Raw genomic sequence first — 19,643 nt, 5'->3', positions numbered from 1 at the left:
AGTCTGTGGTCTGAAACGGGGGCCTGGGGGTCGGCGGGCCCTGGTGGGTACAGGGCCCGCCGGACTCCCGTCAGACCTCTTCGACGCTGCTCGGCTCGCGCCGGGACAGGTCGATGCCGAGCTCCTCCGCAGCGCGGAAGACATCCTCGTCGGTGTCACGCATCTCGATGGACATACCGTCGCTGGACAGCACCTCCACGTTCAGGCAGAGCGACTGCATCTCCTTGATGAGCACCTTGAAGGACTCGGGGATGCCGGGCTCCGGGATGTTCTCGCCCTTGACGATGGCCTCGTAGACCTTCACGCGGCCGGTGACGTCGTCGGACTTGATGGTCAGCAGCTCCTGGAGCGCGTACGCGGCGCCGTAGGCCTCGAGGGCCCACACCTCCATCTCGCCGAAGCGCTGGCCACCGAACTGCGCCTTACCACCCAGCGGCTGCTGGGTGATCATCGAGTACGGACCGGTCGAGCGGGCGTGCAGCTTGTCGTCGACCAGGTGGTGCAGCTTCAGGATGTACATGAAGCCGACCGAGATCGGGTCCGGGAACGGCTCACCGCTACGGCCGTCGAACAGCCGCGCCTTGCCGGTGGGGAGCACCATGCGCTCGCCGTCGCGGTTCGGGATGGTGTGCTGCAGCAGACCCGCGAGCTCGTCCTCGCGCGCACCGTCGAAGACGGGGGTCGCGACGTTGGTGCCCGGGTCGACCTGGTCGGCGCCGATCGCCTGGAGGCGCTGCGCCCACTCGTCCGCGAGGCCGGAGACGTCCCAGCCGCGGCTGGCGAGCCAGCCGAGGTGGATCTCCAGGACCTGTCCCGGGTTCATTCGGGACGGCACACCCAGCGGGTTCAGGATGATGTCGACCGGGGTGCCGTCCTCCAGGAACGGCATGTCCTCGATCGGCAGGATCTTGGAGATGACACCCTTGTTGCCGTGGCGGCCGGCGAGCTTGTCACCGTCGGTGATCTTGCGCTTCTGCGCGACGTAGACGCGCACCAGCTGGTTCACACCGGGGGGAAGCTCGTCGCCCTCCTCGCGGTCGAAGACGCGGACGCCGATGACCTTGCCGGTCTCGCCGTGCGGCACCTTCAGCGAGGTGTCACGGACCTCACGGGCCTTCTCGCCGAAGATCGCGCGCAGCAGGCGCTCCTCGGGGGTCAGCTCGGTCTCGCCCTTCGGGGTCACCTTGCCGACGAGGATGTCGCCGGCGATGACCTCGGCACCGATGCGGATGATGCCGCGCTCGTCGAGGTCGGCGAGGACCTCCTCGGAGACGTTCGGGATGTCCCGGGTGATCTCCTCGGGGCCGAGCTTGGTGTCACGGGCGTCGACCTCGTGCTCCTCGATGTGGATCGAGGAGAGGACGTCGTCCTGCACGAGGCGCTGCGACAGGATGATCGCGTCCTCGTAGTTGTGACCCTCCCACGGCATGAACGCCACGAGCAGGTTCTTGCCGAGGGCCATCTCGCCGTTCTGGGTGGCGGGACCGTCGGCGAGCACCTGGCCCGTGATGATCCGGTCGCCCTCGTTGACGATGACCTTCTGGTTGACCGAGGTGCCCTGGTTGGACCGGGAGAACTTGGCCAGGCGGTACGTGATGTACGTGCCGTCGTCGTTGGCGGTGGTGATGTAGTCCGCGGAGACCTCCTGGACCACACCGTCCTTCTCGGCCTTGACCACGTCGCCGGCGTCGACCGCGGAGCGGTACTCCATGCCGGTGCCGACGAGCGGCGCCTCGGACTTAATCAGCGGCACGGCCTGACGCATCATGTTCGCGCCCATGAGGGCACGGTTGGCGTCGTCGTGCTCGAGGAACGGGATCATCGCGGTCGCGACCGACACCATCTGGCGCGGCGAGACGTCCATGTAGTCCACGTCGTCACCGGCGACGTAGTCGACCTCGCCGCCACGGCGGCGGACGAGGACGCGGTTCTCGGCGAAGCGCAGGTCGTCCGTCAGGGTGGCGTTGGCCTGCGCGATGACGAAGCGGTCCTCCTCGTCGGCGGTCAGGTAGTCCACCTCGTCGGTGACCTGGCCGTCGACGACCTTGCGGTACGGGGTCTCGACGAAACCGAACGCGTTGACCCGGCCGTACGAGGCGAGCGAGCCGATCAGACCGATGTTCGGGCCTTCCGGCGTCTCGATCGGGCACATGCGGCCGTAGTGCGAGGGGTGCACGTCACGGACCTCGAAGCCGGCCCGCTCACGGGAGAGACCACCCGGGCCCAGCGCGGACAGACGACGCTTGTGCGTCAGCCCGGAGAGCGGGTTGTTCTGGTCCATGAACTGGGACAGCTGGCTGGTGCCGAAGAACTCCTTGATGGAGGCGACGACCGGCCGGATGTTGATCAGGGTCTGCGGCGTGATCGCCTCGACGTCCTGAGTCGTCATGCGCTCGCGGACCACGCGCTCCATACGCGCCAGACCCGTACGGACCTGGTTCTGGATGAGCTCGCCGACGCTGCGCAGACGACGGTTGCCGAAGTGGTCGATGTCGTCGGTCTCGACGACGATCGTCTCGCCGCTGTCACCGGTCGTCTCGGCCTCACCGGCGTGCAGCTTCACCAGGTACTTGATCGTCGAGATGACGTCCTCGACGGTCAGGATGCCCGCGTCGAGCGGAGCGTCCGCACCCAGCTTCTTGTTGACCTTGTAGCGGCCGACCTTGGCGAGGTCGTAGCGCTTGGGGTTGAAGTACAGGTTCTCCAGAAGCGTCTGCGCGGCCTCACGCGTGGGGGGCTCGCCCGGACGCAGCTTGCGGTAGATGTCGAGCAGCGCGTCGTCCTGGCCCTGGGTGTGGTCCTTCTCCAGGGTGGCGCGCATCGACTCGTACTCGCCGAACTCCTCGAGGATCTGCTCGTTGGTCCAGCCGAGCGCCTTCAGGAGGACGGTGACGGACTGCTTGCGCTTGCGGTCGATGCGGACACCGACCATGTCGCGCTTGTCGATCTCCATCTCCAGCCAGGCACCCCGGGACGGGATGATCTTGGCCGAGAAGATGTCCTTGTCGGACGTCTTGTCGATGCTGGAGTCGAAGTAGACACCGGGCGAACGGACCAGCTGCGACACCACGACACGCTCGGTGCCGTTGATGACGAAGGTGCCCTTGTTCGTCATGAGCGGGAAGTCGCCCATGAAGACGGTCTGGGACTTGATCTCGCCGGTCTCGTTGTTGGTGAACTCCGCCGTGACGAAGAGCGGGGCGGCGTACGTGAAGTCGCGCTCCTTGCACTCGTCGATCGAGTTCTTCGGCGGTTCGAAGCGGTGGTCGCGGAACGTCAGCGACATCGACCCGGAGAAGTCCTCGATCGGGGAGATCTCCTCGAAGATCTCCTCGAGGCCGGACTTGGTGGGGACGTCCTGACCGGACTCCAGAGCCGCCTCGACGCGAGCCTTCCACGCGTCGTTGCCGAGCAGCCAGTCAAAGCTCTCGGTTTGCAGCGCGAGAAGGTTCGGAACCTCGAGGGGCTCCTTGATCTTTGCAAAGGAGATGCGCAGCGGGGCGGTGCTGGCGCCGTTGTTCGTATTCGCGGTCGAGGCGTTGCGCGAGGCGGCCAAGAGGGGGTCCTTCCGAGGGCTCGGACTCACTACGCGCGTGCCGGTCCCCCGCCGGCGAGCGACGGCAGGCTGAGCCAGATCTGACTAAAAGGCCAGGTCAGGACTCATCCGATCGACGATGCTCAGGCGAGGGCATGCCCCTGGTGACGGGCAGGGGACAGCTAACAGGCAGCGCAAAGGGTCAGTGTAGCCAGTTGGCACACTGATGTCCAGTGCGGGTTTTGCGAGACCCTCGTTGTCGTCACCGCCTGCGGCATGTCTGCCCTCAACGCACGTTGATACTGCCCTCTTCGCCGTCGATCCATGCCTCGGATTGGATCCTTGTGACGACGCGTCCTGAGAATTGCGCGCTGCGTGCGGTTCGTCAAGGCCCCCCTTGCCCGAACCGGATACTGCCCTCGTCACTCGCAGCCTGTCACCAGGGGCGCTGAGGCACGACGATGATCACCATACCCGTCACGGTGGCGCGTGCAAGGCAGCCGCCCGCGACCCTCGGAAACGCCGAAGAGCGACCACCCGGATGGATGATCGCCCTTCGGTGCGTTCGCGTTACAGCCCCAGGGGGCCGCGTTCAGCGCGCGTGAGTCCTCGGCGGACCCGAGAGGTCTTACTTGACCTCGACGGAGGCGCCGGCGGCCTTGAGGGACTCGGCGGCCTTCTCGGCGGCGTCCTTGGCGACCTTCTCGAGGACGGGCTTCGGGGCGCCGTCCACGAGGTCCTTGGCCTCCTTCAGACCCAGGGAGGTCAGCTCACGCACGACCTTGATGACCTGGATCTTCTTGTCGCCGGCACCGGTGAGGATGACGTCGAACTCGTCCTTCTCCTCCTCGGCCTCGGCGGCAGCGGCCGGACCGGCCGGGCCGGCAACGGCGACCGCGGCGGCGGCGGTGACGTCGAACTTCTCCTCGAAGGCCTTCACGAACTCGGAGAGCTCGATGAGGGTCATCTCCTCGAACTGGGCAAGCAGCTCGTCCTGGGTGAGCTTCGCCATGATGGCGGTCCTTCCACTAAATCGGCAGGTGCCGGATGTACTGGGTGAGGCGGGCGTACGTCGGGCCCGCATCGACCCTCACCTCACGCGGCGAGGATCGGAAAGCGAGCCGAATTACTCGGCACCGCCCTGCTCGTCCTGCTTGGCACGAAGCGCGTCCACGGTGCGGACGAGCTTCGACGGCAGCGCCTGGAAGACGGAGGCAGCCTGGGACTGCTTCCCCTTGAAGGCACCGGCCAGCTTGGAGAGCAGAACCTCGCGGGACTCGAGGTCCGCAAGCTTCTTGATCTCGTCGGCGCTGAGCGCCTTGCCGTCAAGGACACCGCCCTTGATGACGAGATTCGGGTTGTCCTTGGCGAAGTCGCGCAGACCCTTCGCCGACTCCACCGGGTCACCGGTGACGAAGGCGACGGCCGTCGGACCAGCGAAGAGCTGGTCGTCCAGCGTGATCCCGGCCTCGTTGGCCGCAATCTTGGTCAGCGTGTTCTTCACCACGGCGTACTGGGCGTTCTCACCGAGCGAACGACGCAGCGTCTTGAGCTGCGCCACGGTGAGACCGCGGTACTCGGTCAGCACAGCGGCGCTGGAGCTGCGGAACTTGTCCGTCAGCTCGGCAACCGCAGCAGCCTTGTCGGGCCTCGCCATAGAGTCTCGGCCTCCTTCCGGGTGATTCGGACCGCGCGGACCCGAAGGAGGACTGGGGAAAACGAAACGCCCCGGGCGCAGGCGCACGGGGCGGACTCGACCGGGGCACACGCGCGTCGGCGCGCACTCCGGGAGTTCTTCCACAGTCACCTGCGCGGGTCGCCCGCATTTTCAGCGGATCCTTCGGCCACCACGCCCTCGTACGAGCGCGCGGCAACGACCAGCGGTCTTTGGCTTCGGTAGGAGAGTACGTGAACGGCTCCCCGTCAGGCAAATCGGCCCGTACGGGGCCGGCCGCGGGCGTCCCGCCGAGAGGACGTGCCTCTGGGGACGAGCCCGGGCCGCTCCCCGGCGCCGCGCTCAGGAGGACGCGCCGGTGCCGCTCCCGGTCCCCGTGCCCCCGAGCGTGGAGCCCTGCTTCTTCAGCAGGTCCTTGAAGTCCTCGGTGTCGCCCGCCGGGGGCCGCTGGGCGGAGACCTGCACGCCGTAGTCGGTGTAGTAGGCGGTCTGGGACATCTCCCCCATGGCCATCCGCGCCTTGCAGGACTGCTTGACCAGCAGGTTCTGGTCGTCGACCCAGATGTCGACGCGCTCCGTGCTCACCCCGGCCGCGGTGAGCTGCTTCTTCAGGTCCGCGAGCTGGTCCGCGGGGAGGTGGGAGCTCTTGCCGACGAGGTCGGCGACGTCGACCGTGCCCGCGTAGTGGGTGGTGTGCCGGCCGCGCACGGTGGCCTCACCGGCCTTCTTGACGTCGCCGGAGGCCAGCAGCAGCTTCACCGACTGGTTCGGGGTGTTGTTGCGCATCTGGTCCTTCAGGAAGGCTCCGGAGCCGCCGGCGACCCCGGCGAGGTCCGCGTACCCGTACCGGAGCCAGTGCTTGCCGCCCGCCTGCTGGGCGAACCGCTCGCCCATGCGCGCGTAGAAGGCGTCGGGCAGGTACCGGGCCTCCATCGAGGTGCTGCCCACCCGGCGCATCGTCTCGGCCATGGTGCCGCCGGTGTACGCGATGGTGAGGTCGCCGGTGAGGCCGTGGCTCCAGCCCACGGTGCCGTGCGCCTTCATCGACATCATGGTGCCGATGCTGGTCGTCATCTCGACCCGGGCGGAGTCGGCCCGGTCGGTCGACCGCTCGGCGGAGCGCAGGGCGGCGACGGGGCTGACATGCGTGACGCCCTGGCCGGCCGTGCCTCTGCCGGAGCCCCCGGAGGATCCCGAGGAGCAGGCGGCCACGCCCGTCAGCGCGGTCACCACCGCGATCGAGAGCGTCACCCGGCGCACGGTCGTGCTGGTCATACGTCCCACCCCTATGCGATTGCTGTGCACCGCACGCTAGCGCAGGCCACTGACGCCCGTGGGCGAAATCGCACAGGAAATCGCACAGAAAGGGGACGGGCCCCGCACCTCGGAAGGTGCGGGGCCCGTCGTCCGACTGGGCGAGCCTCAGGCTCAGACCGCGGCCGGGTCCTCCTCGACGAGGAGGTTGCGGGTGCGGTTCGAGTCGACCGGGATGCCGGGGCCCATCGTGGTGCTGATGGCGGCCTTCTTGATGTAGCGACCCTTGGCGGCGGACGGCTTCAGACGGAGGATCTCCTCCAGCGCGGCGCCGTAGTTCTCCACCAGCTTGCTGTCGTCGAACGACGTCTTGCCGATGATGAAGTGGAGGTTCGCGTGCTTGTCGACGCGGAACTCGATCTTGCCGCCCTTGATGTCGGTGACGGCCTTGGCCACGTCCGGGGTCACGGTGCCGGTCTTGGGGTTCGGCATGAGACCACGGGGACCGAGCACGCGGCCGAGGCGGCCGACCTTGCCCATGAGGTCCGGGGTGGCGACGACGGCGTCGAAGTCCAGACGGCCCTTCGCCACCTCGTCGATCAGTTCGTCGGAGCCGACGATGTCGGCGCCCGCGGCCTCCGCGGCCGCAGCACGGTCACCGGTCGCGAAGACCAGGACCCGGGCGGTCTTGCCGGTGCCGTGCGGCAGGTTCACGGTGCCACGGACCATCTGGTCGGCCTTGCGCGGGTCGACACCCAGACGGAAGGCGACCTCGACGGTGCCGTCGAACTTGGTCGTGGAGGTCTCCTTGGCGAGACGGACAGCCTCGAGCGGGGCGTACAGCTTCTCCCGGTCGATCTTGTTGTCCGCAGCCTTGAGAGCCTTGCTGCGCTTGCTCACTACTGCTCCTGTGGGTTCTGAAAGGAGTCGTGGTACGGGCCGAGCAGGCCCTTCCACGTGCGACAGCGACGCTGCCGCGAGATGTTCTGCGAAGGTGGGGCTCAGCCCTCGACCGTGACGCCCATGGAACGGGCGGTGCCGGCGATGATCTTCGCGGCGGCGTCCAGGTCGTTGGCGTTGAGGTCGGGCATCTTCGTCGTGGCGATCTCGCGGACCTGCGCCTCGGTGATCTTGGCGACCTTGGTCTTGTGCGGCTCGCCGGAGCCCTTCTCGATGCCCGCGGCCTTGAGGATCATCTTGGCGGCCGGCGGCGTCTTGGTCACGAAGGTGAAGGAACGGTCCTCGTAGACCGTGATCTCCACCGGGATGACCCAGCCACGCTGCGACTCGGTCGCGGCGTTGTAGGCCTTGCAGAACTCCATGATGTTGACGCCGTGCTGACCCAGCGCGGGGCCGACCGGCGGGGCCGGGTTGGCCGCGCCGGCCTGGATCTGGAGCTTGATGAGCCCCGTGACCTTCTTCTTCTTGGGAGGCATAGCTCTCTCCGGGTCCTTAGTGAGAGTGGTCCGCCGCCGTCCGGGAGGTGATCAGGGCGTGATCGCCCGGATCATCCGGATGGAGGCATACCGCACAACGATAACGGGTATGGATGCGCGGCCAAAAACCGAGCAGGTCAGACCGGCATTCGCAGCCCGTCTGACCTGGTCGGAAGTACTCGGTCCGGAAGAACCTCAGTTCTTCTGGATCTGGTCGAAGGAGAGCTCGACCGGCGTCTCGCGGCCGAAGATCTCCACCAGGCCCTTGACCTTCTTCGAGTCCGGGTTGATCTCGTTGATGGTCGCCTGGAGCGTGGCGAACGGGCCGTCGGTGACGGTGACCGAGTCGCCGACCTCGAAGTCCAGCACCTGGACCTCGACCTTGCGCTGCGGGGCCGGCTTGCCCTCGGCCTCGGCGGCCTCGCGGGCGGCCTTCTCCTCGGCCTCCGGGGCGAGCATCTTGACGATCTCGTCCAGGGACAGCGGGTACGGGTCGTAGGCGTTGCCGACGAAGCCGGTGACGCCCGGGGTGTTGCGGACGACGCCCCAGGACTCGTTCGTCAGGTCCATGCGGACGAGGACGTAACCGGGCAGCTTGTTCTGCCGGACGGTCTTGCGCTCGCCGTTCTTGATCTGGACGATCTCTTCCTCGGGCACCTCGGCCTGGTAGATGAAGTCCTCGACGTTGAGCGAGACGGCGCGCTGCTCCAGGTTGGCCTTCACACGCTTCTCGTAGCCGGCGTAGGTGTGGATGACGTACCACTCGCCGGGCAGCACGCGCAGTTCCTGGCGGAGCTTCTCGATCGGGTCGAGCTCCTCCTCCGGCTCCTGCTCGGCGACTGCCTCCTCGGCGACCTCGTCCTCGTCCACGATGTGGAGGGCGGCCTCCTCGGCGGGCTCGCCCGCAGCGGCCTCGGCAGCCTCGGCCTCGTCGACCTCGTCCGCGCCCTCGATGATGTCGAGCTCGTCGTCCACGGACTCGACATCCACAGGCTCGACGGCTTCCCCGCGAGGCTCGGTGGCGTCGTTCAGGTTCGGGTCAGACACGGTGGCTGCTTCTTCCTGGATACATAGGGGTGGAACATGCGAAAACGGGCGCCGGGATCCACGGCGCCCTTCGCTCTTGGCTCAGCCGAAAACGTACTTGGCCGCGTGGTTGAGCCCATAGTCAATCACGGTCACCAGGGCGATCATGATGGCAACGAAGAAGATCACCACGGTCGTGTACGACGTGAGCTGGCCGCGCGTGGGCCAGACGACCTTGCGCAGTTCCGCGATGATCTGACGGTAGAAGAGACCGAGGCGCTTCAGCGGGCCCTTCTTGCCCCGCTTGCCGCCCTTGCGGGCCTTCTTCTCCTGCAACTCGTCCTGGGCATCAGGCGTGTCGATGGAGCCCACGGCGTCCGTCATTACGTCCTCACCTGATTCCGGGTCGTGGCCGTGCCGCGCCCGGTCGGAGCCGCACGGCGGTGCATTGCTGTACGTACATGCGCACACATCCCTGGCGAAGGTGTGTGTAGCAGGGCCGGAGGGACTTGAACCCCCAACCGCCGGTTTTGGAGACCGGTGCTCTACCAATTGAGCTACGACCCTCTGTGTGTCCCCCAACGTACCGCATCCGACCGGATGCTCGGTGTGCACCGGGTGCGGTTGCGGCTGCTGAAGGCCAACGAGGTGAGAGTGTACGTGGTTCGGGGCCGGTCGTCGAACAGAAAGCGCCCGTCGGGGGCCGCCCGGCGGAAGATCGCCCAGCCCGGCGCCCGGATCCGGACGGTTGTTCTGGGGTTCGACCCGTCCTGTTCAGTCTGTGAAACCCGCGTGCCGGGTGCGTTTCCGGTCTGAAACCATGGACGGCATGAGCGCTGCAACCCCTCCCACCGAGCGCCGGGTCTCCGCCCGAGTCGGCGCGATCTCCGAGTCCGCCACCCTCGCCGTGGACGCCAAGGCGAAGGCCCTGAAGGCCGCCGGGCGTCCGGTGATCGGCTTCGGCGCCGGTGAGCCCGACTTCCCGACTCCCGACTACATCGTCGAGGCCGCGATCGAGGCCTGCAAGAACCCGAAGTACCACCGGTACACCCCGGCCGGCGGTCTGCCCGAGCTGAAGTCCGCGATCGCCACGAAGACGCTGCGCGACTCCGGCTGGGAGCCCGACGTCTCCCAGATCCTGGTCACCAACGGCGGTAAGCAGGCCATCTACGAGGCCTTCGCCGCGATCCTCGACCCGGGCGACGAGGTCATCGTGCCGGCGCCGTACTGGACGACGTACCCGGAGTCGATCCGCCTGGCCGGTGGCGTCCCGGTGGAGGTCGTCGCGGACGAGACCACCGGCTACCGCGTCAGCGTGGAGCAGCTGGAGGCCGCGCGCACGGAGAAGACCAAGGTCGTCCTCTTCGTGTCGCCGTCCAACCCGACCGGCGCGGTGTACTCCGAGGCCGAGACGGAGGCCGTCGGCCGCTGGGCCCTGGAGCACGGCCTGTGGGTGCTCACCGACGAGATCTACGAGCACCTGGTCTACGGCGACGCCGTCTCCGTGTCCCTGCCGGCGGTCCTGCCCGAGCTGCGCGACAAGTGCGTCGTGGTCAACGGCGTCGCCAAGACGTACGCCATGACCGGCTGGCGCGTCGGCTGGGTCATCGGCCCGAAGGACGTCGTCAAGGCCGCGACGAACCTCCAGTCGCACGCCACCTCGAACGTGTCGAACGTCGCGCAGGCGGCGGCCCTGGCCGCGGTCTCCGGCGACCTGGAAGCGGTCGCGAAGATGCGTGAGGCCTTCGACCGGCGCCGTAGGACCATCGTGCGGATGCTCAACGAGATCGACGGCGTGGTCTGCCCCGAGCCGGAGGGCGCCTTCTACGCGTACCCGTCGGTGAAGGCCCTGATCGGCAAGGAGATCCGCGGCAAGCGCCCGCAGAACTCGGTCGAGCTCGCCGCGCTCATCCTGGAGGAGGCCGAGGTCGCGGTCGTCCCGGGCGAGGCCTTCGGCACGCCGGGCTACCTCCGGCTGTCGTACGCCCTCGGTGACGAGGACCTGGTGGAGGGCGTGAGCCGGCTCCAGAAGCTGCTGGCGGAGGCGCGGGACTGACGTCCGTCTCCTCGAAGGGAGGGGCAGCGGGCAACCACCCGCCGCCCCTCCCTTCGTCCGTGCCGCTCCTGTGTGCGAGCAAGACCACGAACGGGGAAACGGCTACCGGGAGCCCGGGAACGTACGGCAGGATCCTCGGATGGAGCGTGTACGTGATGTCTCTCAGCTGCCGAAGGCCCATCTGCACCTGCACTTCACCGGGTCGATGCGGCCCACCACCCTGCTGGAACTGGCCGACAAGTACGGCGTACGACTGCCCGAGGCGCTGACCGAGGCGCTGTTCAGCGGGGAGCCGCCGAGACTGCGGGCGACCGACGAGCGGGGCTGGTTCCGCTTCCAGCGGCTGTACGACGCGGCGCGCGCGTGCCTGCGGGAGCCGGAGGACATCCGGCGGCTGGTCCGGGAGGCGGCCGAGGAGGACCTCAACGACGGCTCGGGGTGGCTGGAGATCCAGGTGGACCCGACCTCGTACGCGCCGCGCCTGGGCGGCCTGATCCCGGCGCTGGAGATCATCCTGGACGCGGTGGAGACGGCGTCGCGCGAGACGGGCCTGGGCATGCGGGTCCTGGTGGCCGCCAACCGTATGAAGCACCCGCTGGACGCCCGCACGCTGGCCCGTCTCGCGGTGCGCTACCGGGACCGGGGCGTGGTGGGCTTCGGCCTCTCCAACGACGAACGGCGGGGCATGGCGCGGGACTTCGACCGCGCCTTCGCCATCGCCCGGGACGGCGGGCTGCTCTCGGCCCCGCACGGCGGCGAGCTGACCGGTCCGGCCTCGGTCCGCGACTGCCTGGACGACCTGAGCGCGCACCGGGTGGGGCACGGGGTGCGCGCGGCCGAGGACCCGCGTCTGCTGCGGCGCCTCGCCGAGCGTGGCGTGACCTGCGAGGTCTGCCCCGCGTCGAACGTGGCGCTCGGCGTCTACGAGAAGCCCGAGGACGTCCCGCTGCGCACCCTGTTCGAGGCGGGCGTGCCGATGGCCCTGGGCGCGGACGACCCGCTGCTCTTCGGCTCCCGGCTGGCCGCCCAGTACGACATCGCCCGTCGGCACCACGGCTTCACGGACGAGCAGCTGGCCGAGCTGGCCCGGCAGTCGATCCGCGCCTCGGCGGCGCCGGAGGACATCCGGGCCAAGCTGCTGTCGGGCGTCGACGACTGGCTCGGCACGCCGGTCGGCTGAGGCGGGCGGGGAGTTCGGGCGGCCAGACCCCGGGGGCCCGCGGAACAGGGACGACGGACGGAGGGCGGCCGGGGCGGCGTCCGCGTCCGGCAGACGGCAGGGGGCAGGGGGTGCTAGAGGCTCACGCCCACCGTCACCGGCTCGTTGACCAGGGTGATGCCGAACGCCTCGCGGACCCCGGTGACCACCTCACGGGCCAGCGTGAGCAGGTCCTCGGTGGTGGCCGCCCCGCGGTTGGTGAGGGCGAGGGTGTGCTTGGTGGAGATGCGGGCGGGCCCGGTGCCGTACCCCTTGGTGAAGCCCGCCTTGTCGATCAGCCAGGCCGCCGAGGTCTTGGTGTGCCCCTGTCCCGCCGGGTACGCGGGCGGCTCGACGCCGTCGCCCAGCCGCTCCCCCACACGCGCGCGGAAGGCGTCGAACTCGGCGTCCGTGAGGATCGGGTTGGTGAAGAAGGACCCGGCCGACCAGGTGTCGTGGTCCTCGGGGTCCAGCACCATGCCCTTCCCGGCACGCAGCTTCAGCACGGTCTCGCGCGCGGTGTCGAGCGGCACCCGGTCGCCCGGCTCCACGCCGAGCGCGCGGGCCGTCTCGGCGTACCTGAGGGGCGCGGACAGCCCGTCCGCGTCCTCCAGCAGGAAGCGGACGCGCAGCACCACGTACCGTTCGGGGTCCGCCTTGAAGCGGCTGTGGCGGTAGGAGAAGGCGCACTCCTCGTTGGTGAGGGTCACCGTCTCGCCTGCCCGGCGGTCGTAGGCGACGACCTCGGTGATCGTGGCGGAGACCTCCTGGCCGTACGCCCCGACGTTCTGGATGGGGGTCGCGCCGGCCGAGCCCGGGATGCCGGACAGGCACTCGACGCCCGCGAGTCCGGCCTCGACGGTGCGGGCGACGGCGTCGGCCCACACCTCGCCGGCGGCGAGCTCAAGCGTCGTGCCGGTCAGCTCGAAGCCGGTGGTGGCGATGCGCAGGGCGGTGCCGTCGAAGCCCTTGTCGCCGATGACCAGGTTCGAACCGCCGCCGATGACCAGCAGCGGGACACCGGCGGCGTCGGCCTCGCGGACGGCGTCGATCACCTCGGCGTCGGTCGTCGCGGTGATCAGCCGGGTCGCGGGGCCGCCCAGCCGGAAGGTGGTCAGCGGGGCCAGGGGCGCGTCGTGGAGTTCCTGCACGCGCCCAAGACTACGAGACGACGTCGAAGGCCCCGCTCCCCGGCGCCCGCCGGCCGTGCGGCCCCAGGCGGTCGTACGGCCTGCGGACCGGCCGTACGACCGCCTCGGGCGACTCCGTACGACGGCCCGCGCCGTAGGACCGTCTCAGGCGAGCCGCACGACGGCCCGCGACATGCCCAGCACCTTCTGGCCGCCGCTGGTGGCCGTCAGGTCCACGCGCACGGTGTTGTCGTCGAGCTTGGCCGCCACCTTGCCGCTGACCTCGATCGTGGCGCCCTTGTCGTCGTCCGGGACGACGACGGGCCTGGTGAAGCGGACGCCGTACTCGACGACCGCGCCCGGGTCGCCCGTCCAGTCGGTGACCACGCGGATCGCCTCGGCCATGGTGAACATGCCGTGCGCGATGACGTCCGGCAGCCCGACCTCCTTGGCGAACCGCTCGTTCCAGTGGATGGGGTTGAAATCACCGGAGGCGCCCGCGTACTGGACGAGGGTGGCGCGGGTCACGGGGAAGGTCTGCGCCGGCAGCTCGGTGCCGACCTCGACGTCGGCGTACGAAATCTTCGCCGTCATGGGTTGCTCACGCCTCCTCGGCCGCGCGGGCCACGAGCTTGGTCCAGGCGGTCACGACGTGCTCGCCCGCCTCGTCGTGCACCTCGCCGCGGATGTCCAGGATGTCGTTGCCGGCCAGCGACTTGATCGCCTCGATGGTGGAGGTGACCGCCAGGCGGTCACCGGCGCGCACGGGGCGGGTGTAGGCGAACTTCTGGTCGCCGTGCACCACGCGGCTGTAGTCGAGGCCGAGCTGCGGGTCCTCGACGACCTGTCCCGCGGCCTTGAACGTGATCGCGAACACGAAGGTGGGCGGGGCGATCACGTCGGGGTGGCCGAGCGTCTTGGCGGCCTCCGGGTCCGTGTAGGCCGGGTTGGCGTCCCCCACGGCCTCCGCGAACTCCCGGATCTTCTCCCGGCCCACCTCGTAGGGGGCGGTGGGCGGGTAGGACCGCCCCACGAAGGACTGGTCGAGCGCCATGGGCTCGGCACCTCCTGATGTCACGTGCGGTTGAACGGGATGGATCGAGATGGATCGGGGTGGCTCATGGTGGATCGGGACGGAACAGGATGAGGAAACACCATGAGGCCGCCCCCGCATGCGGGGGCGGCCTCATGGATGAGCCTGATTTATCGCGTCTCGCGGTGCGCGGTGTGCGCGTTGCAACGCGGGCAGTGCTTCTTCATCTCAAGACGGTCCGGGTTGTTACGCCGGTTCTTCTTGGTGATGTAGTTCCGCTCCTTGCACTCCACGCAGGCCAGCGTGATCTTCGGGCGGACGTCGGTGGCAGCCACGTGAGTGCTCCTTGACGAACGGATAGGTTATTCAACGCAAGAAAGAGTAGCCGATCGAAGGACCGACCCCGCAATCGGCTACTGTCAGTAGCGGTGACCGGACTTGAACCGGTGACACAGCGATTATGAGCCGCTTGCTCTACCGACTGAGCTACACCGCTGCGATGCGATCGGGCCCCGCCTCGCAGCGGGTACCTCTCACACCAGAGCCCCAAAACGGAATCGAACCGTTGACCTTCTCCTTACCATGGAGACGCTCTGCCGACTGAGCTATTGGGGCGAGCGATGAAGACATTACACGGTCGGTGGCCGTTCGCCCAAATCCGTTTCGGGGCACCTGTCCGGCACCGTCACCCGCCCCTCTCGGCCGCCGTCCGGGCCCGTCGACCTCCGGACCACACCGGTACGACTATTGCGCTCCTCCCCCTTCCAGGAGGGGAGCCATCCTAGGCTCGACTCACTCTGCGTGATCTTGCCTCCGCCGGCGCGGCCACGCGTCCGAGCACCAGACCACCCGCAAACCGGACCATCCGCGAAAGCGGCCGGAGCACCTCCGCCGCCGGAGAGCCGCCGCACGACGCCTGACACCTCGTTTCTGGAGCACGATGCCCGACAGTGAGCCGCAGCCGCCCGACTCGTCCTCCTCGTCCGGTTCCTGGGGGCGGCCCGACCCGGGCGGCCTGCTGCTGTGCGGGGCACGGCTGACCGACGGGCGGACCGTGGACGTACGGCTGGCCGGCGGGCGCATCGAGGCGGTCGGCACGGCCGGCAGCCTCGGCACGGGCGGCGGCCGTGCCGCGGAGGCCGCGCGCGGCGCCGTGCCCCGGGTGGACCTCGACGGCTACCTGCTCCTGCCGGCCCCGGCCGAGCCCCACGCGCACGGCGACACGGCGCTGACCGCCGACAGCGGCGGGCCGGTCTCGGACGGCCCCGAGGACGTCCAGCGCCGCGCCACCGAGGCCGCGCTGCTGCAACTGGGCCACGGCGCGACCGCGCTGCGCTCGCACGTGCGGGTGGGCGACGTCCAGGGGCTGGGCGCCCTGACCGCCGTCCTGCGCGCGCGGCGGGCCCTGCGCGGGCTCACCGAGCTGACGACGGTGGCGGTCCCCCGCGTACTGACCGGGACGGCCGGCGCGGACGGGCTGGCGGTGCTGCGGGACGCGCTGAAGATGGGCGCGTGCGTGGTCGGCGGCTGCCCCGACGTGGACCCCGATCCCATCGGCTACGTCGAGGCGGTCCTCGAGGTCGCCTCCGAGCACGGCTGCCCCGTGGACCTGCACACCGACGGCACCGACCCGGCCCGCCTGACCCGCATCGCGGCGATGGCGGGCGGATTGCGCCCCGGAGTGGCGCTCGGCCCGTGCGGCGGCCTCACGCGCCTGCCCGCCGAGGTGGCCTCGCGCACCGCCGACCAACTCGCCGCCGCCGGCGTGTCGGTGGTGTGCCTGCCGCAGGGCGGCTGCGGGGCCGCCGAGGGCCGCGGGACGGCTCCGGTACGGCTGCTGCGGGCGGCCGGGGTCCGGGTGGCCGCCGGCAGCGGCGCCCTGCGGGACGTGGCCAATCCGGTGGGACGCGGGGACCCCCTGGAGGCGGCCTACCTGCTGGCCTCCCGCCACGGTCTGCCCCCCGAGGACGCCTACGACACGGTGAGCGCGGCGGCCCGCGCGGTGCTCGGCCTGCCCGAGGTGCGGGTGGAGGCCGGTTTCCCCGCCGAACTGCTCGCGGTGCGCGGCGACCGGCTGGCGGGCGCGCTCTCCCTCGCGTACAGCCGCATCGTGGTGCACCGGGGGCGCGTGGTGGCCCGGACCAGCGCGGTACGCGAGTTCTGCGACTCGGCGACGACGGTGGAGCTGGGGCTGCCGCGGCAGGGGCGGGGGGAGTTGTCGTAGTCGTAGGGGCGTCGGGGTCGTGGCGAGCGTCCTGGGAGCGCACCGGCGGGGCGTCGGATGCCTGTGAGGGTGCCTGTGGGCTGCGACGGTGGCCATGGGGCGGGGCCGAAGTCGTGCGGCGAATGCGGCCGTCCGGGCGTACGGTCGGAAACATGCGCATAGTCATCGCTGGGGGTCATGGACAGATCGCGTTGCGGCTGGAGCGGTTGCTCGCCGCGCGCGGGGACGAGGCCGCGGGCATCATCCGCCGTGCCGAGCAGGGCGACGACCTGCGGGCGGCGGGTGCCGAACCGATCGTGCTCGACCTGGAGTCGGCTTCGGTCGAGGACGTCGCGGAGCGGCTGCGGGGCGCGGACGCGGCGGTGTTCGCGGCGGGCGCGGGCCCGGGCAGCGGTGCGGACCGCAAGGCCACCGTGGACAAGGGCGCGGCGATCCTGTTCGCGGACGCGGCGGTCCGGGCGGGCGTACGGCGGCACGTGGTCGTGTCGTCGATGGGCGCGGACTCGGGGCACCAGGGCGACGAGGTCTTCGACGCGTACCTGCGTGCCAAGGGGGAGGCGGACGACCACGTCCGCGGTCTGCGGGACCTGGACTGGACGATCCTGCGGCCCGGCGCGCTGACGAACGACGCGGGCACCGGTCTCGTACGCCTGGAGGCCCACACCGGCCGCGGCCCTATCCCGCGCGACGACGTGGCCGCCGTCCTGGCCGAGCTGGTGGACACGCCGGCGACGAGCGGCCTGACCCTGGAACTGGTCGGCGGGTCGACGCCGGTGTCGGTGGCGGTGAAGTCCGTGGCGGGCAACTGAGGACTGCGGCGGCGGTGAAGTCCGTGGCGGGCAACTGAGGACTGTGGCGTCGGTCAAGGCCGTCGCGGTCGACTGAGGTTGGCGGTGGAGGGCACGGCGCGGGACGGCGGGGTCGCCCGCCCGCGCTCATCGGCATCCGTCCGCACGCTCGCTAGAACAACGGCAACTGCCCGGGGAACTCGGGAACCACATGGCCGTCCAACGACGGCTGCTCCGCCCCGAGTTGCGCCGTGCGGCGCGACCCGGGGCAGGACGTCAGCTCCCCGTTGCCCCGCGCCCCGGGCGGGTCGTGCCGCGCGAACCGCCCGGCGACGACGGCGATCTCACGACGGCACACGGGACAGGACCTGCGACGGGGCGACATGGCTCCAGTGTGCTGCCCGGCACCGACATCGCCACCGGGGACGAAGCGGTGCCGGGGGACCGATTCGGTACGGAGCGGTCCGCCGGGGCGCAGTCGCACGGAGCGGCTGCCGGTACGGAGCGGATCAGCCGGCCATGATGCTGCCGAACTCGGGGCGGCCACTGGTGGAGACGCCGACGTTGGACGGGCCGAAGGAGACCGCGCCGCCGGTGCCGATCCTCCCGCCGTCGGAGAGAAGGCCGACGACGCTGCCGTTCCAGTCGTTCTCGCCGTTGGCGCCCACGGTCAGGTCGGCCTTGTGGTCGCCGTTGACGTCGGACAGGAAGACCTCGCCGCCGAAGTTGTCGGACGCCTCGTTGCCGCCGGGCACGCCGGTGGTGTTCTGGTGGAAGTACTGGCTGCCGGTGGTGGTGACGCCGGAGGCGGACCCGTAGAGGACGGTGACCGCGCCGGCGTCGGTCACCGAGGTGGTGCCGGTGGTGATGTTCTCGGCGGGCGCGCCGACGGCGATGTCGGCGTAGCCGTCGCCGTTGATGTCGCCGGTGGAGACCTCCCAGCCGAAGGCGTCGCCGGTCTCCGGGTCGCTGGGGACGCCGGAGGTGCCCTGGCTGATGGAGACGGTCGAGTAGCCGCTGTAGTCGTTGCCGTAGATGACGTTGATCTTGCCGCCCTTGGTGGCGCCGGAGATGCCGTCGTCCCAGGTCTCGCCGATGACGAGGTCGTCCTTGCCGTCGCCGTTGAGGTCCCCGGTGGCGGTGATGAAGCCGGGCGCCAGGTTCTCCTCGGAGCCGCCTTCCAGCTTGGTGCCGGTGGGCGAGGCGTAGATGAGGATGTTGGTGTCGTACTGGGTGGAGGCGTTGTAGCCGTTGACGATCAGGTCGTCTCCGCCGCCGCCGTTGAAGTCGGCGGTGACCAGGTGCAGGGCTCCGGCGCCGCTTCCACTGATGATGTTGAACGGCTGGTAGTAGCTGCCGCCCGTGCCACCGGACTTGGTGAAGCCGCCCCGGAAGATCCACACCTTGGCGGAGGTGCCGCCGGCCGCCAGGTCCATTTTGCCGTCGGGGTCGAAGTCACCGGCCGCCAGGGACTGCCCGAACTTGTCCTGGCCCGTGGGGTTCGGGTCGGTGACCGTGGTGGCGCCGGAGAGGCCGGAGGCGGAGCCCCAGACGATGGCGACGGTGCCGCCGTCGGTGTCGCTGCCGACGTCCTCACCGGGGGCGCCCACGGCGAGGTCCGCGTAGCCGTCGCCGTTGAAGTCGCCGGCCGCGGTGGCCCGGCCGAAGAAGTCGTTCGTCTCCGCGGCGCCCGGGACACCGGTGGAGTCCTGGCTGATGAGCGTACGGCTGGTGGCCTTCAGACCGCTCGCCGATCCGTACATCACGGCGATCTGGCCCGCGTTGGACTTGCCGCTCACGGTGGCGTACGGGGCGGACATGGCGACGTCGCGGTAGCCGTCCCCGTTGAAGTCGCCCTGCAGGCCGGAGCCTGCCGCGGATGCGGTGCCGGCGGCCGCCGTCAGCAGGCTGCCGGTGAGGGCCGCGGCCGCGGCCGTCGCCAGGGCGAGACGTATACGTGTGTGCATGCGGGCGTTCTCCAGTGCATGCGGGGGCACCGGACGGCGCCCCGAGCCATTGGGAGTGCCACGCGGTCCCCGCCCGCCCGAGGTCTGCCGATTCCTCATCGGTCCTCGCTCGCGACGCGGAACAGCGATGGCGTATCCCAGACCACCGGGACGGGGCTGTGGTTGCCCACGAGCCGCAGGTTTCCCCGATCCCTTCGCCGCACCACACGGAGCTGCGACTTTCCGCCGACCCATGTGCGCCGTGCGTCCGGCACGGAACGAGGTGACCAAGCCCTGCGGCGGTGGCCGCCCCCACGGCGCTGTCACGTCCCGGACGTCATG

The 19,643-nt window shown here is 69.9% G+C and carries 18 protein-coding genes and 3 tRNA genes; 4 read left to right on the top strand and 17 right to left on the bottom strand.

The features are described 5' to 3' along the window. Positions 1-70 precede the first annotated feature (70 nt). The 9 genes from rpoB to ACF1A5_RS00950 form a co-directional block, all read right to left on the bottom strand. Entirely contained in the window at positions 71-3,556 is a 3,486-nt protein-coding gene (rpoB, locus tag ACF1A5_RS00990) for a DNA-directed RNA polymerase subunit beta (RefSeq protein WP_392190704.1), read from the bottom strand. 607 nt (positions 3,557-4,163) lie between these two features. Continuing rightward, entirely contained in the window at positions 4,164-4,547 is a 384-nt protein-coding gene (rplL, locus tag ACF1A5_RS00985; RefSeq protein ID WP_392190703.1) for a 50S ribosomal protein L7/L12, read from the bottom strand. Between the two features lie 114 nt (positions 4,548-4,661). Beyond that, entirely contained in the window at positions 4,662-5,192 is a 531-nt protein-coding gene (gene rplJ, locus ACF1A5_RS00980; protein WP_356189350.1) for a 50S ribosomal protein L10, read from the bottom strand. 360 nt (positions 5,193-5,552) lie between these two features. Beyond that, complete coding sequence (locus ACF1A5_RS00975; RefSeq protein WP_392190702.1) at positions 5,553-6,485, bottom strand: hypothetical protein; 933 nt, start codon at positions 6,483-6,485, stop codon at positions 5,553-5,555. A gap of 153 nt (positions 6,486-6,638) precedes the next feature. Beyond that, complete coding sequence (rplA, locus tag ACF1A5_RS00970; protein WP_392190701.1) at positions 6,639-7,364, bottom strand: 50S ribosomal protein L1; 726 nt, start codon at positions 7,362-7,364, stop codon at positions 6,639-6,641. 101 nt (positions 7,365-7,465) lie between these two features. Further along, positions 7,466-7,900 carry a 50S ribosomal protein L11 gene (rplK, locus tag ACF1A5_RS00965; protein ID WP_033528316.1) on the bottom strand — a complete coding sequence of 145 codons (435 nt, stop codon included), beginning with the start codon at positions 7,898-7,900 and terminating at the stop codon, positions 7,466-7,468. A 195-nt stretch (positions 7,901-8,095) separates the two neighbouring features. After that, complete coding sequence (nusG, locus tag ACF1A5_RS00960) at positions 8,096-8,947, bottom strand: transcription termination/antitermination protein NusG (protein WP_392190700.1); 852 nt, start codon at positions 8,945-8,947, stop codon at positions 8,096-8,098. Between the two features lie 81 nt (positions 8,948-9,028). Next, positions 9,029-9,310, bottom strand: coding sequence for a preprotein translocase subunit SecE (gene secE, locus ACF1A5_RS00955; RefSeq protein WP_356189359.1), 282 nt, complete (start codon positions 9,308-9,310; stop codon positions 9,029-9,031). Positions 9,311-9,420: 110 nt separating this feature from the next. After that, positions 9,421-9,493, bottom strand: a tRNA-Trp gene (locus ACF1A5_RS00950). 262 nt (positions 9,494-9,755) lie between these two features. Here ACF1A5_RS00950 and ACF1A5_RS00945 point away from each other — a divergent pair. Together ACF1A5_RS00945 and ACF1A5_RS00940 are read left to right on the top strand one after the other, a co-directional pair. Further along, positions 9,756-10,982 carry a pyridoxal phosphate-dependent aminotransferase gene (locus tag ACF1A5_RS00945; RefSeq protein ID WP_392190699.1) on the top strand — a complete coding sequence of 409 codons (1,227 nt, stop codon included), beginning with the start codon at positions 9,756-9,758 and terminating at the stop codon, positions 10,980-10,982. A 139-nt stretch (positions 10,983-11,121) separates the two neighbouring features. Continuing rightward, entirely contained in the window at positions 11,122-12,162 is a 1,041-nt protein-coding gene (locus tag ACF1A5_RS00940) for an adenosine deaminase (RefSeq protein ID WP_392190698.1), read from the top strand. A gap of 113 nt (positions 12,163-12,275) precedes the next feature. On the opposite strand, the gene ACF1A5_RS00935 is transcribed toward ACF1A5_RS00940, so the two are convergent. The 6 genes from ACF1A5_RS00935 to ACF1A5_RS00910 form a co-directional block, all read right to left on the bottom strand. After that, a complete protein-coding gene (locus ACF1A5_RS00935; RefSeq protein ID WP_392190697.1) occupies positions 12,276-13,331 on the bottom strand; it encodes a UDP-N-acetylmuramate dehydrogenase in 1,056 nt (351 codons plus the stop codon). 144 nt (positions 13,332-13,475) lie between these two features. After that, on the bottom strand, positions 13,476-13,904 hold the full coding sequence (locus ACF1A5_RS00930; RefSeq protein ID WP_392190696.1) for a MaoC family dehydratase: 429 nt from the start codon (positions 13,902-13,904) through the stop codon (positions 13,476-13,478). Positions 13,905-13,911: 7 nt separating this feature from the next. Further along, the gene (locus tag ACF1A5_RS00925) at positions 13,912-14,364 is read right to left on the bottom strand and encodes a MaoC family dehydratase N-terminal domain-containing protein (RefSeq protein ID WP_392190695.1); all 453 of its coding nucleotides are present in this window, start codon (positions 14,362-14,364) and stop codon (positions 13,912-13,914) included. Positions 14,365-14,513: 149 nt separating this feature from the next. Next, positions 14,514-14,678 carry a 50S ribosomal protein L33 gene (rpmG, locus tag ACF1A5_RS00920; RefSeq protein ID WP_003948671.1) on the bottom strand — a complete coding sequence of 55 codons (165 nt, stop codon included), beginning with the start codon at positions 14,676-14,678 and terminating at the stop codon, positions 14,514-14,516. An 88-nt stretch (positions 14,679-14,766) separates the two neighbouring features. Beyond that, a tRNA-Met gene (locus tag ACF1A5_RS00915) sits at positions 14,767-14,839 on the bottom strand. A gap of 46 nt (positions 14,840-14,885) precedes the next feature. Beyond that, positions 14,886-14,958: transfer RNA gene (locus tag ACF1A5_RS00910), tRNA-Thr, on the bottom strand. A 325-nt stretch (positions 14,959-15,283) separates the two neighbouring features. Here ACF1A5_RS00910 and ACF1A5_RS00905 point away from each other — a divergent pair. Continuing rightward, positions 15,284-16,567 (top strand): amidohydrolase family protein, encoded by a 1,284-nt coding sequence (locus tag ACF1A5_RS00905; RefSeq protein ID WP_392190694.1) that lies wholly within the window; start codon positions 15,284-15,286, stop codon positions 16,565-16,567. Between the two features lie 152 nt (positions 16,568-16,719). Then, positions 16,720-17,376 carry an SDR family oxidoreductase gene (locus tag ACF1A5_RS00900; RefSeq protein ID WP_392190693.1) on the top strand — a complete coding sequence of 219 codons (657 nt, stop codon included), beginning with the start codon at positions 16,720-16,722 and terminating at the stop codon, positions 17,374-17,376. 151 nt (positions 17,377-17,527) lie between these two features. Here ACF1A5_RS00900 and ACF1A5_RS00895 read toward each other — a convergent pair whose 3' ends face one another. Then, a complete protein-coding gene (locus ACF1A5_RS00895) occupies positions 17,528-17,740 on the bottom strand; it encodes a hypothetical protein (protein ID WP_392190692.1) in 213 nt (70 codons plus the stop codon). A 124-nt stretch (positions 17,741-17,864) separates the two neighbouring features. Further along, on the bottom strand, positions 17,865-19,322 hold the full coding sequence (locus ACF1A5_RS00890) for an FG-GAP repeat protein (RefSeq protein WP_392190691.1): 1,458 nt from the start codon (positions 19,320-19,322) through the stop codon (positions 17,865-17,867). Positions 19,323-19,643 lie beyond the last annotated feature (321 nt).

Origin of the sequence: Streptomyces sp. NPDC014864, from assembly GCF_043081525.1 — a bacterium.
In the GTDB taxonomy this organism is placed as follows: Bacteria; Actinomycetota; Actinomycetes; order Streptomycetales; family Streptomycetaceae; genus Streptomyces.
This window is presented reverse-complemented; position numbering and strand designations above follow the sequence as displayed.